The following is a 15,162-nucleotide window of genomic DNA, read 5'->3' as shown; positions in this document are numbered from 1 at the left end:
GACGACAGTCACCGATTGGTTACTTGTCAGTAGATCGACCCCGTAGATTGGGCTGGTGAATGCGGATTACCAGCAAGAATTCGTCGAGGTCGACGGAGCCCGCCTCGGTCTGCAGATCTATCCGGAGCCGGCGGAGACCGCCGACGCCCCGCTGGTACTGATCTCCCCCGCAATGGGCGTACCCGCCCGGTACTACCGCCCGTTCGCCACCGCGCTCCGGGCCGCCGGGCTCGCCGTCGCGGTCGCCGACCTTCGCGGCACCGGAGCGAGCACACCCCGCCCGAGCCGCCGCTGCCGCTACGGGTACGCGGAGCTGGCCACCGATGTCGGCGCGGTGCTGGCGACGTTGAAGGAACAGCGAAACGGCCGGCGTACTCTCCTGCTCGGACACTCTCTGGGCGGCCAGACGGCCCTGCTGCACCTGGCGCTGACCCCGGGGCACGATGTGGACGGGTTGGCCCTGGTCGCCGTCGGGCTCCCCTGGTGGCGCAGCTATCCGCCCGGACCGCGGGGTTACGCCGTCCTCCCGTTCTCCCAGACGATCGCGGTCGCCACCCGACTACTCGGGGTGTGGCCGGGCTGGGGCTTCGGCGGTCGGCTGGCGCGCGGGGTGGTCCGGGACTGGGCCTACACCGCCCGCACCGGGCGCTTCCCCCAATTGGACGGAGTTGACGCCGAGGCGGCACTCCGCGACCTCCGCACGCCGGTGCTGGCGGTCAGCGTGGACAACGACCAGTACACCCCGCACGAGACCCTCGACCACCTCTGCGCCAAACTCACCGGCGCTCCCATCACCCGCGAGCGCCACGGGGCCGAGCCGGGCGGCAGCCGGCTCGACCACTTCAGCTGGACGCGTACCGCAGCGACCCCGCTGGCCACCCGAATCGCCCGGTTCGCGACCCAGGGGTAGCCATCGACCCTCTTCCCTCAAGCCTGCTCACCGGGTAGAAACGGGGTCAGCCCCCACCCGTACAGGCCGTCCCCCCGCAACACCGAGAGAGCGCTCTCTCCCCATCGCGTGACGAGAGGACGAACGCATGCCCCTTCCCCAGCCACAACGACGCGTACGCCGAGCCCTCGGGCTCAGCCTCGCGCTGACGGTCGCCGTCACCGCCTCCGCCCCCGGCGCCGCCAGCGCCGGCGGACCCCGCCCCGGCACCCCCGACTTCGGCCCCAACGTGACGATCTTCAGCCCGGAGACGCCCCTCGACGAGATCCAGGCCACCATGGACGCGCGGCACGCCGCGCAGGTGGACGCCGAGATGGGAACAGACCGGCACGCCTACCTCTTCCTGCCCGGCGAGTACGGCAGCGCCGACCAGCCGTTGCAGGTCAAGCTCGGCTACTACACCCAGGTCTCCGGCCTCGGCGCCACCCCCACCGACGTCCAGGTCAACGGAAAGATCGAGGTCTACAACCGCTGCCTCGACGACGAGGGCACCAGCAACTGCCTCGCGCTGGTCAACTTCTGGCGCACCCTGTCCAACCTGGCACTGCGCATCGACCCCGCTGGGCAGGACGACTGCCGCTCCTCGGCGAACTTCTGGGCGGTGTCGCAGGCGGTGTCGATGCGCCGCCTCGATGTCAGCGGCGGCACCCTGTCCCTGATGGACTACTGCACCGCCGGCCCGCAGTACGCCAGCGGCGGGTTCATCGCCGACTCCCGACTCCCCGAGGTCGTCAACGGCTCGCAGCAGCAGTGGTTGACCCGCAACAGCGAGATCGACAGCTGGTCCAACGGCGTCTGGAACCAGGTCTTCACCGGCGTTGCCGGCGCACCCGAGGACGACAGCTTCCCCGACCCGCCGTACACGACGCTCGACACCACCCCGCTGAGCCGGGAGAAGCCGTACCTCTTCGTCGACGATCGCGGGCGGTACCAGGTAAAGGTGCCGGCCGCCCGCCGCGATACCCGGGGCGTCTCCTGGGCCACGGGCCCCACCGCCGGCCGGACCATCCCGATCCGCGACTTCCACATCGCGCGTCCGGGTGACTCCGTGCGGACGATCAACCGGGAGCTGGCGCGGGGCAAGCACCTGCTGCTCACCCCCGGCCGCTACGACATCGCCCGCAGCATCGAGATCCGCCGGCCGGACACGGTGGTCCTCGGGCTGGGGCACGCCACCCTGACCGCCGTCGACGGCGCCACGCCGCTCAACGTCGCCGGCGTTCCCGGTGTCGTGGTGGCCGGGGTGACCATCGATGCGGGGCTCCACGAGTCGCCGGTCCTGCTCCGCGTTGGTAAACGGCACGGACGCAACCACAGCACACCACAGAACCCGATCACGCTCTCGGACGTGTACTTCCGGGTCGGTGGGCCCCACATCGGCCGGACCCACACCGCGCTGGAGGTCAACGCCGACGACGTGTTGATCGACCACACCTGGGTGTGGCGGGGCGACCACGGCGTGGAGGACTTCACCGAGGGGGTCAAGGGCGACACCGACCGCTGGCGTACCAACACCGGGCGGTACGGCGCGATCATCAACGGCGACCGGGTCACCGCGACCGGCCTCTTCGTCGAGCACTTCCAGCGCCACAACACGGTGTGGAACGGCGAGCACGGCACCACGATCCTCTACCAGAACGAGCTGCCCTACGACCCGCCCACGCAGGCCGACTGGATGAAGGGCGACGTGCAGGGTTGGGCCGGTTACAAGGTCAACGACCGGGTACGGCACCACACGCTCTACGCCGGCGGGGTGTACGTGTATAACCGAAACAACCCGTCGATCCACACCGAAAACGGATTCGAGGTGCCGAACCGCCCCGGAGTGCAGCTCCATCGCGTGATGACCGTGAACTTGAACGCGGGCACGATCGATCATGTGGTCAACGGGATCGGCGCGGCGGCCGACACCACCCGCGTCGGCCAGCCGGTCTATCTCACCGAATATCCAATCGACTGACCCCCGCCGCTGACCGCCGGTCACGGGTCGCGCTGCGCCGAGCAGGGCACCGCGACCCGTGCCGGCCGCGACAGAGTGATGCATCAACGGTGCTATCATCGCTGGGTGACGATTGATTCCCCTTCGGGGCTCGCACCGGCCGTCGCACTGTTCCGGTCGCTCGGCGACCCGGCCCGGCTGGCCATCCTGCACCGGCTCACCCATGGTGAGGCCCGGGTGGTGGACCTCACCCGCGAGCTGCGACTGGCGCAGTCAACCGTCTCGAAACACCTCTCCTGCCTACGGGACTGTCAACTGATCGACTTCCGGGTCGAGGGCCGCCAGTCGTTCTACGCGCTGGCCCGGCCCGAGCTGCCCGCCCTGCTGCGCTCGGCGGAACAACTCCTCGCCGCCACCGGCGAAGCAGTCGCCCTCTGCCCGACATACGGCTCGTCCACCGACCGAGGAGACCACGCGTGACCGCCTCCACCCTGACCCCCCAGCGGCGTGCGCTCCTGTCCCGCCGCAGCCTCTGGCTGGCCTACGCCACCGCCGGCTACAACCTCCTGGAGGGCTTGATCGCGATCGCCGCCGGCGCCGCGGCCTCCTCCACCGCGCTGATCGGCTTCGGCCTCGACTCGTTCGTCGAGGTCTCCAGCGCGGCCGTGGTGATCTGGCAGTTCCGCTCCCGGGTGCCGGAGGAGCGGGAACGGTTGGCGCTGCGACTAATCGGTGTCTCGTTCTTCGCCCTCGCCGCCTGGATCACCGTCGACGCCGGGCGCGCGCTACTCGGCGACGGAGACGCCAGCCCCAGCCCGGTCGGCATCGGCCTCGCCGTCGCCTCGCTGATCGTCATGCCCCTGCTGGTCCGCGCCAAGCGGCGTACCGGCCGGGAACTCGGCTCGGCCACCGTCATGGCCGACTCCACCCAGACCGCGCTCTGCACGTACCTGTCCGCGGTACTCCTCGTGGGACTGCTCCTCAACGCCGGGCTCGGCTGGTCCTGGGCAGACCCCATCGCCGCGCTCGCCATCGCGGCCGTCGCGGTACGGGAAGGAATCGCGGCGTGGCGGGGCGACCAGTGCGACGACTGCGCGCCGCCCACCCGCGCCACCGCCACCGCCGACCCGGCACCAAGCTGCACCGACGGGTGCCAATCCGACGCGGCCACACCCCAGTCGTAGCCGCTCCGGCGGTGCGCGTGCCCGGCAGGCCAGGAACGAGCGGCTGCCGGGCCGCAGTTACCGGCGAGCCACGCCCAGCTCGGGCCTGTCCGGTGCATCCTGCGCGACGCCCAGGATCCGCGCGGTCAGGGCAGGCAGCACCCGCGCCAGGTGAGATGGTCTCGGGGGCCGGGTCACCAGCGAGAGCACGACCTTCCCCGGCACCGGGGAGGGCAGCAGGCGGTCGGTGCGGTCATCCCACCAGCGGGCCGCGAGGACGGGAACCACGGCCGGGACCTTGCGGTACCGGGCGATGCGCAGGGTGGCCTCGATTGTGGGGCCCGGCTGCGGGAGCGCGCCGAGCCCGGTCAACCCGGCGTGCAGGTGCTCGCCGGCCAGATCCATCGAGGAGTACAGCACCTCCCTTCCCGCCAGCGTCTTCTTGCCGGGGGCCAGGGGTGCGGTGTCCGCGGGCAGGACGAGGACCAGCGGGGAGGCCCCGAGCCCGGTGACCTGGAGGCCGTGGGGCAGGACGGCCTGCTCTGCGATCGTGACGATCGCCGCGTCCAACAGGCCCTGGTGGACCCGGCCGATCAGGGTGGGGCCGTGCTCGACCTCAGCCTGAAGTGTCACGCCCGCGAGTTCGATCCGGGCGGCGGTGAACACGATCGGGGCCAGCCCCTGGATCGTGCCCAAGCTCAACGACGGGGCCTGCATCGCAGCGGCGAGCTGGGCGGGGAGGGCGTCGAGGTCAGCCAGCAGGCGTACGCCTCGCCGGGCCAGCTCCCGCCCGGCCGGCGTCGGGCGGGCCCCGGTCGTGTCCCGCTCGAACAACCTGATCCCCAGGCGGCGCTCCAGCGCGGCCAGTCGACGCGAGGCCGAGGGCTGGGTGGTCAGCAGTTCCTTGGCCGCGGCCCCGACCGATCCGTGCCGGGACACCGCCTCGACCAGCACCAGGTCCTCGGTTTTCAGGCTGGGTCTCATGCCCCCAGCGTATGAGCCAGCTACGCGAAAGGATCTCTACCCGGTCGGCGGAGGGCGGTTGAGGATCGGTGCGTGCGGAGAGGACTGCTGCTACTGACCGTGATCACGTTCGTGACCTGGATCGGGACGAGGATGACCGCCGTCGCCCTGCCCCTGGTCGCGCTGGAGGAGACCGGACATGCCTGGACCACGGGGCTGGTGGGCGGGATGGCCGGGCTACCCCTACTGACGGTGGGCTGGTGGGGCAGGGGGCTGCGGGACCGCCTCACCGGCGGGAGAGCCCTGGCGGTAGTGGCAGGCCTGCACGCCGCCGGGCTCGCCATCGTCCCCGTGGCCTCCCTGGTGGGTCAGGTCGGGGCGGTCGCGCTGTGCGCCTCCGGCCTGGTGACCGGGGTCGCGGGCGCACTGCTGGGCCCGGCCGAACGATCCCTGGTCTCCGACCTCGCCGACGAACACGTCGCCCGCGGCGGCCGGACGGGACCAGCGAAGTGGTTGGCCTGGCAGGACCTCGCCCACCGAGTCTCGATGATCTTCGCCCCACCCGCTGGGGCCTGGGCCGTGACCATGTTGGGCGCGAGCGCGCTGCTGTGGTGCGAGACCGCCGTGGTCGCCCTGGCCGCGATCGCCTTCCTGGCCGTCCCCGCCCGTAGCGCGACATCCCACGAAGGCCAGGGCGGCGGTTCGGGAGCGGCCACGCCGGGACGGCCGGTCTCTGCTCTGGCGGTGCTCCGTTCCCACCCGCAGATCGCGACCGGCGCGCTCATGGCCGGGGTTGGCGGGATGTGCTGGTTCGGGTTCAGCCTGGGCCTGGCCGTACTCGGGGTCGAGCACGACCGGCCCGGCGCACTCATCGCCGCGGGCATGAGCGGGTACGGGACCGCATCCGTGGCCGCTTCCCTGCTGGTGCCAACGGTCATCGACCGCCTGCCGCGGATGACGGCGATGCTGTCCTCCTGGGTCGTGCTCGGGGCCGTGTTCGTCGCCTTGCCACTGGTGGCACCGAGCCGGACCGGTGTCGCCGCCGTGGCCGCAGTGGGCGGAGCCGCGATGCCGTGGGGGCTCGCCGCCCTGAACGCTCTGATCAGCGAGCAGACCCAGGGCCCCGAACGCCGAGCGGCTTTCACCGCAGAGACAGTCCTGCACTCCGGAGGCACCTCCCTGGGGCTGCTGGCTGGCGGAGCCCTGATCGGCTGGGCAGGGGCCGAGGCCGTACTCCTGACCACCGGGCTCCTCCAGATCGCCGCCGCAGTCGGCGCGGCCGGGTTGTCCTGGAGACCCGTCACGGTGACCCTCCTGGCCCCGGGCCAGGCCAAGGTCGCTCCCTCGCCCCGGGGCTCCAAAGCCCGGACCGGCTATCTCCACCGCTGAACCCACCCGAACTGGCTGCGCGGGGCCAGGACCGGTCACCCGCGAGCAATTCAAGCCCCGCATGGGCTGCGGACCTCGGCCGAACCGGGACCCAGATCACCGCAATCACCAAAGCTCTCCGCCAGGGACGAGTGCACAACCTCACCGTTGACGGCCTCCACACGTACTATGTGGTGGCCGGCAACACCCCGGTCCTCGTACACAATACGGGCGGCTGTCCGAGGAACACCAAGGGACAATTCACATCCGGCGAAAACGTGGATGCCGCACGCGATAGAATTACGCATCAAAATTATCGAACGGCCCTGGGAGACGGATACGACTACGAATTTACTATTCCAAGTGACCTACGGCCTGACGTAATCGACTGGAATGATCGCGTCGTCCATGAATTGAAGTCAGATGCAGCCAGCAGTCAGGCGGCTGGTCGTCGCCGGTTTGGCCGACTATGTGTCGGAGTTGGAACAGATGACGGGCCAGAGTTGGACCGGTATTCTCGACACCTATTCGAGGTAAGGATCTCTAGTGGCGGCAAAAGAAGGGCTCACGGCTATTCTGGCGGAGTCGCTCGCGGAGCGAGGGTTTCGTCTACGTGGGGACAGTTGGCATCGTCTCAGCCCCGACCTGTACTCCGTCGTCCACCTCCAGCCGTCGAGATGGGATTCGTCGTTCTACTTGAATCTCGGGTTTGCCCCGGCTGATCGGGTGGTGCGGGGGTGGCTTCCTGAGTCAAAATGCCTGGTCCGCTTCCGAGTTGAAGCCATCAAAAAGCTGTCTCCGGGGGATCTCCGGCTCTTGAATGGCGACGCGTTTAGTCACCTGGGAGAGCATGAGTGGTGGGTGGCCGTGGGGGGAGGGTTGTCGACCCAATCGTCGAAATACTCGACCATGCTACGGATCTTTCTGGGTTAAGGCATGTGCTCCAGGATCAAATTTCGGAGCGCGTAATGATGCATGCGGAAATGAGGAAAATTCTTAGCTTGCAGTAGCTCGGAGGATGGGCACCTTGTTTCAACCCGTCATCACGAGCCCGATCGACCAGCATCGCGATCAACTGCTCATCCGTGACCGCACCTACCGGCCCGCTGGCCGACTGTTCCACGGTGGTCTTGGTCATCATCTGGCGCCTCTCCCTTGATCGGTCGATCAGCCGTTATTTGTACAGTCCCGTTTTCGAGGCGTTATGAGAATGCTGGCGATACAGGAAATAACTTTAGGCCGGGCCAGTCGTCTCGGGACCCGGCGTCGCAGTGGTATCACGAGGAATTGAGCAACAAGGAACTGTTGGACGGGATCACCAATCCCGCAGATGGCGATGGAATTCTTGTCTCCCGTGACGGGAGGTTCTTGGAGGTCAGCACCGCTTGGACGAACTTCAGCGAAGGATCAATGACAGGCGAATCGACCCGAAGACAAAAATCCACACCGACGTCTACGACGGAGAGTAGCGCCCTGATGCCTGTTATTCGTTCTACCGACCCTGACTTTCGGGTCTGTCAGATCAGCTTCGATACACTGATTGAGATTCAGTTGGAAGCGGAGGGTCGAGGATGGGCGACCCGGTGGACCTCGGTAGACGCGCTCCGCAGCCAGGTTAAGGAGGACTTCATTGTCGTTCAGTCGCTGTTGCGGGAGGAGCGAGGAGGGGCTGTGCGTGCCTACCGATGCCTCCTACTGTTTCCGACCTTGGACGATGGAGGCGCCGGAGGAGTTGCCACGATGGATATCGATCCGGCAAGGTTCGAATCGCTGGAGCGACTCGATCGAGATTCAGATGTTCGAAGGGTGCTTGCCCGGATGTTCTCCCTTATGTCGGGCGGGACTTCGACAGTCTCCAAGAAGTAGCGGCTCCTGGCGCACCCCCAAGGGCAGCGCGGTCACCATTGGAGGCGGTTAGATAATTTCCTTGGAGCGCCTTTGGTGGCGCGGCAGAGAATGACCATTCATGGCTGAATGACGGGATAGCACGCCGCTACCTAACGCATTCGCGCTGCTTCCTTGCGCTCTTGGGGTGGTGGTTGTTCGCGGAGGTTGCCGTCAGCGTTGCTGTCGGGTATTGGGTATCTATCTAATAAGTAAATGAAAGAGGGCATGATCGCGACAGTGGGCAAGTATCCGCTGGCGCGGCGCGTAGGGTCGCGGCGTCGATCGCCGCAACCACTCGCTCAGGGCGGTCGGTGACGGGATCGTCACGGACTCGATCGGTGAATCGTCCGGGCGCAGGATGTGTGGCCGCTGTTGGTGGGCGTGTGCGCGGGCCAGAACGGCATAGCGCGTGCGCGTGCGCCCGGCGTAGCCGGTGCTCTTGATGTTCTTGTAGAGCAGTTTTGAGCCAGTCTGATCTTGGTGTGTTGGTTGGGCGCTATGCGATGGCGGCGATGTTGCCGTCGTCGAAGTAGATGGCTTGGTGGAGGCGTCCGCCAAGGGCGGCGGCGTATCGGGCGACGATGTCTTGGCCGGAGATTTTGCCTTGTTCGATCTGGGAGATGCGGCCTTTGGTGACGCCCATGCGCTCGGCGACCTGCTGTTGGGTCAGGCCGCGGGTGCGGCGCACCTCGGCGAGTCGGTGTCCGACGACGGTGGCGAGGAGTTCCTGTTTGCCGTCTTCGACGGCCTGCTCGCCGCCGGCGCGTTCAACGTGGGTGGTGCGGATGTCGCTCCAGCGTGCGTAGCTGTTCATAGCTGTCGGCCCTCCTTGGCGCGTTCCTTGAGGTAGATCTCGTAGCGTTGCTCGGCCAGGGGGATCGCTTCGGTGTACCACTGTTGCCATCGTCCGGCCTTGTCTCCGGCGACGAGCAGGATGCTGGCGCGCCACGGGTCGAAAGCGAACAGGATGCGGACGGTGCCGGGGCGTAGCTCTTTGAGGTTGGCGAGGGCGGAGCCGTGGATCGCGTCGACCAGTGGCTGGCCGAGTCTTGGGCCGGCTTCGGCGAGCAGGTCGATGGCTTACCCGACGCGGGCGTGGGTGAGGGGATCGAGCCTGCCGATCCACTCCTGCACCTCGTTGACGAGGTAGATCTCCCACTCGTCGGTAGCCATCCCCAGAGTATAGCGGGCGCTATACCACCCATGCTGGCGAGAGCGGGATGCGTTTGGCCTGGCAACGTGCCGGTGACTACCGAGTCCGCTACCACCTCCACGGCGACGAGTTGACTATTCACGCCGTTGGACACCGCAGAGGCGTCTACTCGTAGGCAATCTCGATCCGGCGGCCTTCTCCCCGGACCAGGTGCACTGACCTTATTGTTGTGCGATCGCAGCGGTCATGGCGAGGAGGCGTTGACGGGCTGCGCCCGCATCGCGCGTACCGCCTCGCCCGCGAACAGGCAGGCCGCCTGGTGGCCGGAGCCGATCTCGACCAACACCGGGTCGGTCTGGGCGCAGTCGGGCCGGGCCTGCGGGCACCGCGTCCGAAACCGGCAGCCGGTGGGCGGGTCGATCGGGCTCGGGACATCACCGGCCAGGATGATCCGCTGGCGACCACGCTGCACCGGCGGGTCGGCCACCGGCACCGCCGACAGGAGAGCGGCAGTGTAAGGGTGGGCGGGCTCCCGCCAGATCTGCGCCGGGGTGCCGCTCTCCACGATCCGGCCGAGGTACATCACGGCCACCTGATCGCTCATGTGCTCGACGGCGGCGAGATCGTGCGCGATGAAGAGGTAAGTCAGCCCGAGCTCTCGCTGCAGCCCACGGAGCAGGTTCATGATCTGCGCCTGCACGCTCAGGTCCAGGGAGGCGATCGGCTCGTCGAGGACGATCAGGTCCGGCTCACCGGCGAGCGCTCGGGCGATGCCCACCCGCTGCCGCTGGCCGCCGGAGAGTTCGTGCGGGTGCCGTTCGGCGAGATCGCGCCGCAGGCCGACCAGGTCGAGCAGTTCGGCCACCCGGTCCCGCCGGGCCGCGCCGCTGGCGGCGAGCCGGTGCACGGCCAGCGGTTCGGCGATACTCGCCCCGACGGTGTGCCGCGGGTCCAGGGAGGCCTGCGGATCCTGGAACACCATGGCGACGCGGCGGCGCAGCCGACGCAACCGCCGCCGCGACCAGCGGGTCACGTCCTGCCCCGCCACCTGGACCGTACCCGCGGTCGGCTCGACCAGGCGCAGCAGCGCCAGCCCGGTCGTCGACTTGCCGCTGCCGGACTCACCGACCAGACCGAGGGTTTCGCCGCGGCGTACCGTCAGGGACACCCCGTCCACGGCGTGGACCACCCCCGCCGGGGTCGGGAACCACACCGCCAGGTCGGTCAGCTCCGCGACCGCGTCGGTGGCCACACTCTCCCCGGTCATCGGTCCTCCCCAGTCGGCTGGCGCGGATAGAAGGTCCGGACCTGGTGCCCCGCCGACACCGGCACCAACGGCGGCAACTCCCGCTCGCAGCGGCTGTCCCCGCGAACCGAGCAGCGGGGCCAGAACGCACACCCCTCGGGCAGCTCCAGCGGGCTGGGCGGCGTCCCCGGGATGGTGACCAGTTCGGTGACGTTCGCGTCCGGGTCCGGCCGCGCCGCGAGCAGCGCCGCGGTGTACGGGTGCGCCGGTTCGGCGAAGACCGCGTCCACCTCTCCCTGCTCGACGATACGACCGCCGTACATGACGGCCACCGTGTCGGCGAGCCCGGCGACGACGCCGAGGTCATGGCTGATCCAGACGACCGCGGTGCCGAGGCGCCGTTGCAGGTCGGCGACCAACTCGACGATCTGGGCCTGCGTGGTCACGTCGAGCGCGGTGGTGGGCTCGTCGGCGATCAGTAGATCCGGCTCGCAGACCAGGGCCATGGCGATCACCGCGCGCTGACGCATCCCACCGGAGAGCTGGTGCGGGTAGGCGTCCACCCGGTCGGCGGCGGAGGGGATGCCGACGAGTTCGAGCATCTCGATGGCGCGGGCCCGGGCAGCCCGCCGGGTCAGTCCGAGGTGGACCTCGCTGGCCTCGCCGATCTGGCGGCCCACGGTCAGCACCGGGTTCAGCGAGGTCATCGGGTCCTGAAAGACGAAACCGACGTGCCGCCCCCGCATTCGCCGACGACGTGCCGCCGACAGCGCGGCGAGGTCCGTACCGAGTAGCCGGACGTCTCCGGTGACCCGGGCCGCGCGGGGGGCGAGCCCGGTGGCGGCGAGCACGCTCATGCTCTTGCCACTGCCCGACTCACCGACCAGGGCGAGCGTCTCCCCCGCCCGGACCGACCAGTCGACGCCGGCGACCGCACGGGCCGCTCCCCGGCGGGTACCGATCGTCACGGTCAGGTCCGCGACGGACAGCACAGCTTCGTCGGTCATCCGGCGTTCCTCCTCGCCTCGCTGACAGTGAGCTGGCGAGGGTCGAGCACGTCGCGGAGCGCGTCTCCGACCAGGTTGAACGCCAGGACGGTGAGGAAGATCGCGGCACCGGGGAAGAAGCCCAGCCACCACGCGTCGGTGACGAACCCGCGCCCGTCGTACAGCATCCGGCCCCAGGCCGGCTCGGGCGGCTGCACCCCCAACCCGAGGAAGGAGAGCGCCGCCTCGGACAGGATCGCGAAGGCCAGTGAGAGCGAAGTCTGGACGATCAGCGGCGCCGCGATGTTGGGCAGCACGTGCCGCCGCATGATCCGCAGATCCGATGCCCCCGTGGCGACTGCCGCCCGGACGAAGACCTGCTCCCGGACGGAGAGCACCCCCGCGCGGGTGACCCGGGCGAAAATCGGGGTGTAGACCACGCCGATCGCGACCATCGCGGTACTCAGGCCCGGCCCCAGGACCGCGACGATGGCCACCGCGAGCAGCAGGACCGGGAACGCGAACAACACGTCCATGCAGCGCATGAGTACGTTGTCCAGCCACCCCTGGTAGTAGCCGGCGAACAGCCCCAGCGTGACACCCGCCAGCAGGGCGATCCCCACGCTGACCGCGCCGACCTGCAGCGAGACGCGGGCGGCGACCAGGACCCGGCTGAGTACGTCCCGACCGAGTTCGTCGGTACCGAAGGGGTGCGCCCAGCTGGGCGACTGAAGCATCCGGTCGACATCCACCTCGTTGATGCCGGCGGGGGCCAGCCAGGACCCGGCCAGGCCCGCCACGACCAGCAGTACGAGCACCACACCGCCGGTCACGGCCAGCGGGTCGCGGCCCAGCGCCACCAGCGCCCGGCGCGACGTCGAGTCACCGTTTCCGCTCATCGCACCCGAATCCTCGGATCAAGACGGGCATAGAGGAGATCCACCAGGAGGTTGACCACCAGGAACAGCGCCGCCACGAGCAGGATCGCCCCCTGGAGCACGGGATAGTCCCGGGCCTGCACCGCGTCGTAGGTGAGTCGACCCACCCCGGGCCAGGCGAAGAGCACCTCGATCACGATCACGCCGCCGAGCAGGCTGGCCAGCTGCACCGCCACGACGGTGACCACCGGGATCAGCGCGTTCCGCAGGACGTGCCGCACCACCACCACGCGGGTGGGCAGCCCCTTCGCCTCGGCGGTGCGGACATAGTCCTCAGCGAGCACCTCCAGCACGGAGGATCGGATGAACCTGGTCAGGATCGACGCGGTGACCAGGCCGACCGTGACCGCCGGGAGAAAGACGTGCGACGCCCAGCCGACGGGATCCTCGGTGAGGGCCACGTAACCCGAGGGCGGAAACCAGCCCAGCACCCCTGCGAAGAGCAGGATGCCCATGATGCCCATCCAAAAGTCGGGTACCGAGACTCCGAACTGGCTGAACACCCGCGCGGCGTGGTCGAACACCGAGCCGCTCCGCAGGGCCGAGAGCACCCCCAGCGGGAAGGCGACCAGGAGCGCGAAGACGACCGCGGTGATCGCCAGGGAGAGCGTCGCGGGCAGCCGCTCCAGCACGATCGCGGTCACCGGCCGGCCGCTGCGGAAGCTGACTCCGAGATCGCCGGTCAACGCCTGCCCGACGTAGCTGGCGTACTGCACCGGCAGCGGCTGGTCCAGCCCGGCCCGGGAGCGCAGCGCCTCGTACGTCTCGGGGTCGAAGCGGGTGCCGAGCGCCACCCGCACCGGATCACCGGGGACGAGCTGCAGCAGCAGGAACACCACCAACGTCACGCCGAGGAGGACGATGCCGGACTGGAGCAGCCGGCGCAGGATGAAGCGGGTCACCGGGAGTGACCCGCCAACTCACTGAGCATCACCAGCAAGGTCCCGCCACCTCACCGGGCAAGGTCGACGTCGCGGAACCGGATCGCCCGGTCGGCGCGGACCTCGTAGCCGCTGATCTGCGGCGACCAGCCCTGCACCACGTCTGGGTTGTAGAGGTAGAGGTAGCTGGCGTCGTCGACGATCTGCTTGGCCGCCTGCTCGTACTGCTGCTTCCGCGCGGCCTGGTCGGTCTCGGTCCGGGCCTGGTCGAGCAGGTTGTCCACGGCCGGGTTGCGGTATCCGTGGAAGTTGAAGGTGCCAGCGCTGTGGTGCTGGGCGTAGTAGAACTCGTCGGGGTCGATGTTGCCCAGCCAACCGAGCATGAACGAGTCGAAGTTCCCCTTGCCCTGCTCGTCGAGCCACTGGGCGAAGTCCAGCGTACGGATCTTGACGGTGATGCCGATCTCCTCGAGCTGCGCCGCGATGACCTGCGCCGCGGTCACCGTCTCCGGGTACTCGTTGGTGACCATCAGATCCATGGTCAGGTCGGTCCCGCCCGCCTCGGCCAGCAGCTGCTTCGCCTGCGCCAGATCCTGCTGGTACGGCGCGTAGTCGTAGTAGTAGGCGCTGTCCTTCGGAATGGCGGTCTGGTTGACCGTCGCCAGCCCGAACTTGGCGGCCTTGGTGATCGCCGCCCGGTCGAGCGCGTAGGCGACCGCCCGGCGCACGTTGACATCGTCGTAGGGCTTGCGGGCCTGGTTGAGAGCCAGGTACCAGTAGTCGCTCGACGCCGCGGAGCGCACGACGAGGTCGTCGTCCTCACGAAGCGCCGACACCTGCTGCGGCGGCAGGTTGTCGGTCCACTGCACCTCGCCGCTGCGCAGGTTCTGCAGGGCCACGGTCGGGTCCTGCACGAAGGTGAAGGTCACCCCGTCCAGCTTGGGCTTGGTGCCCCAGTAGTTGTCGTTACGCACCAGCTTGATGCTGTCCCCGGCGCTGTAGGAGGAGACAACGAACGGGCCACTGCCGATCGGCTCCGTCTTCACCGCGCCAGATTCCACGTTGGACTTCTTGACGATCGCCATCCCCTTGAAGCCACCGAGGCTGGCGAGCAGGTTCGGGGTGGGCGCGGTCAGCTGCACGACGACGGTGCCCGGATCCGGGGCCGTCACCGACTCGACGGTGGCGAACCGGTACGCGGCGTTCAGCTCCTCGTCGATGATCCGGTTGTACGAGTAGACCACGTCCTCCGCCGTGAGCGGGGATCCGTCACTGAAAGTCACCTCCTCGCGAAGGGTGAACGTCCAGGTCAGTTGGTCATCGCTGGTGGTCCACTCGGTCGCCAGGGAGGGCTGCATCGCCAGGTTCGCGTCCGGCTCGACGAGCGTGTCGTAGACATTCTCGAGCACCTGGAAGCTGGGGTAGGCCGAGGTGTGGTGTGGGTCCAGCTGATCCGGCTCCCCACTGATCGCGGCGGTCAGGATCCCACCGGCGCCGGTCTGCCCCCCGTCGACATCGACGCCCTCCCCGGCGCTGCAACCCGCCAGCAGACCGAACGTCAGGGCGAGCGCGACACCGGCCCCCCGGAATCTCTTGCTGGACATGGTCCCCCCTGTGGACTCTTCCCGGCAAAGTGAACGATCATGTGAGTCTCACCCTCGAGCCGGACCATGTCAAAAATTTTGGGGC

15 protein-coding genes and 2 pseudogenes are annotated in these 15,162 nt (G+C 68.6%); 8 read left to right on the top strand and 9 right to left on the bottom strand.

Annotated elements, in window-relative coordinates:
- Positions 1–55: 55 nt before the first annotated feature.
- The 4 genes from SALPAC2_RS0101255 to SALPAC2_RS0101240 all read left to right on the top strand — a co-directional run bounded on the left by SALPAC2_RS0101255 (position 56) and on the right by SALPAC2_RS0101240 (position 4,072).
- Positions 56–910 carry an alpha/beta hydrolase family protein gene (locus SALPAC2_RS0101255; protein WP_018214817.1) on the top strand — a complete coding sequence of 285 codons (855 nt, stop codon included), beginning with the start codon at positions 56–58 and terminating at the stop codon, positions 908–910.
- A 127-nt stretch (positions 911–1,037) separates the two neighbouring features.
- On the top strand, positions 1,038–2,909 hold the full coding sequence (locus SALPAC2_RS0101250; RefSeq protein WP_018214816.1) for a hypothetical protein: 1,872 nt from the start codon (positions 1,038–1,040) through the stop codon (positions 2,907–2,909).
- Between the two features lie 78 nt (positions 2,910–2,987).
- On the top strand, positions 2,988–3,368 hold the full coding sequence (locus SALPAC2_RS0101245) for an ArsR/SmtB family transcription factor (RefSeq protein ID WP_050563152.1): 381 nt from the start codon (positions 2,988–2,990) through the stop codon (positions 3,366–3,368).
- Positions 3,365–4,072 carry a cation transporter gene (locus tag SALPAC2_RS0101240; protein ID WP_018214814.1) on the top strand — a complete coding sequence of 236 codons (708 nt, stop codon included), beginning with the start codon at positions 3,365–3,367 and terminating at the stop codon, positions 4,070–4,072. Before SALPAC2_RS0101245 ends, SALPAC2_RS0101240 begins: the two co-directional genes overlap by 4 nt.
- 57 nt (positions 4,073–4,129) lie before the next feature.
- Here the strand turns inward: SALPAC2_RS0101240 and SALPAC2_RS0101235 are convergent, their stop codons facing one another.
- Positions 4,130–5,035, bottom strand: coding sequence for a LysR family transcriptional regulator (locus SALPAC2_RS0101235; protein ID WP_018214813.1), 906 nt, complete (start codon positions 5,033–5,035; stop codon positions 4,130–4,132).
- Positions 5,036–5,107: 72 nt separating this feature from the next.
- Here SALPAC2_RS0101235 and SALPAC2_RS0101230 point away from each other — a divergent pair, with 72 nt between their 5' ends.
- From SALPAC2_RS0101230 to SALPAC2_RS28405, 3 genes and pseudogenes are all read left to right on the top strand, one after another.
- Positions 5,108–6,403 (top strand): MFS transporter, encoded by a 1,296-nt coding sequence (locus tag SALPAC2_RS0101230; protein ID WP_018214812.1) that lies wholly within the window; start codon positions 5,108–5,110, stop codon positions 6,401–6,403.
- Positions 6,404–6,534: 131 nt separating this feature from the next.
- Positions 6,535–6,762: pseudogene (locus SALPAC2_RS28410) on the top strand (hypothetical protein); the annotation flags it as partial.
- Positions 6,763–6,928: 166 nt separating this feature from the next.
- Entirely contained in the window at positions 6,929–7,315 is a 387-nt protein-coding gene (locus tag SALPAC2_RS28405) for a DUF4304 domain-containing protein (protein WP_080636847.1), read from the top strand.
- Between the two features lie 16 nt (positions 7,316–7,331).
- Here the strand turns inward: SALPAC2_RS28405 and SALPAC2_RS25595 are convergent, their stop codons facing one another.
- Entirely contained in the window at positions 7,332–7,523 is a 192-nt protein-coding gene (locus SALPAC2_RS25595; RefSeq protein WP_080636846.1) for a hypothetical protein, read from the bottom strand.
- A gap of 146 nt (positions 7,524–7,669) precedes the next feature.
- On the opposite strand from SALPAC2_RS25595, the gene SALPAC2_RS25590 reads away from it, so the two are divergent.
- Positions 7,670–8,248 (top strand): hypothetical protein, encoded by a 579-nt coding sequence (locus tag SALPAC2_RS25590; RefSeq protein ID WP_223874048.1) that lies wholly within the window; start codon positions 7,670–7,672, stop codon positions 8,246–8,248.
- 517 nt (positions 8,249–8,765) lie between these two features.
- Here SALPAC2_RS25590 and SALPAC2_RS0101215 read toward each other — a convergent pair.
- The 7 genes and pseudogenes from SALPAC2_RS0101215 to SALPAC2_RS0101185 all read right to left on the bottom strand — a co-directional run bounded on the left by SALPAC2_RS0101215 (position 8,766) and on the right by SALPAC2_RS0101185 (position 15,077).
- On the bottom strand, positions 8,766–9,083 hold the full coding sequence (locus SALPAC2_RS0101215; protein WP_018214810.1) for a helix-turn-helix domain-containing protein: 318 nt from the start codon (positions 9,081–9,083) through the stop codon (positions 8,766–8,768).
- Positions 9,080–9,442, bottom strand: a pseudogene (locus SALPAC2_RS24260) (type II toxin-antitoxin system RelE/ParE family toxin). The gene SALPAC2_RS0101215 and the pseudogene SALPAC2_RS24260 overlap by 4 nt, the downstream one beginning before the upstream one ends.
- Positions 9,443–9,666: 224 nt before the next feature.
- Complete coding sequence (locus tag SALPAC2_RS0101205) at positions 9,667–10,689, bottom strand: ABC transporter ATP-binding protein (protein WP_018214808.1); 1,023 nt, start codon at positions 10,687–10,689, stop codon at positions 9,667–9,669.
- A complete protein-coding gene (locus SALPAC2_RS0101200) occupies positions 10,686–11,675 on the bottom strand; it encodes an ABC transporter ATP-binding protein (protein ID WP_018214807.1) in 990 nt (329 codons plus the stop codon). The genes SALPAC2_RS0101205 and SALPAC2_RS0101200 overlap by 4 nt, the downstream gene beginning before the upstream one ends.
- Positions 11,672–12,553 (bottom strand): ABC transporter permease, encoded by an 882-nt coding sequence (locus SALPAC2_RS0101195; protein WP_018214806.1) that lies wholly within the window; start codon positions 12,551–12,553, stop codon positions 11,672–11,674. The genes SALPAC2_RS0101200 and SALPAC2_RS0101195 overlap by 4 nt, the downstream gene beginning before the upstream one ends.
- Positions 12,550–13,494: an ABC transporter permease gene (locus tag SALPAC2_RS0101190; protein WP_018214805.1), complete on the bottom strand. Its 945-nt coding sequence runs from the start codon at positions 13,492–13,494 to the stop codon at positions 12,550–12,552. The genes SALPAC2_RS0101195 and SALPAC2_RS0101190 overlap by 4 nt, the downstream gene beginning before the upstream one ends.
- 50 nt (positions 13,495–13,544) lie before the next feature.
- Positions 13,545–15,077 carry an ABC transporter substrate-binding protein gene (locus SALPAC2_RS0101185; RefSeq protein WP_018214804.1) on the bottom strand — a complete coding sequence of 511 codons (1,533 nt, stop codon included), beginning with the start codon at positions 15,075–15,077 and terminating at the stop codon, positions 13,545–13,547.
- Positions 15,078–15,162 lie beyond the last annotated feature (85 nt).

The organism is Salinispora vitiensis, from assembly GCF_000378825.1.
GTDB lineage: Bacteria > Actinomycetota > Actinomycetes > Mycobacteriales > Micromonosporaceae > Micromonospora > Micromonospora vitiensis.
This window is presented reverse-complemented; position numbering and strand designations above follow the sequence as displayed.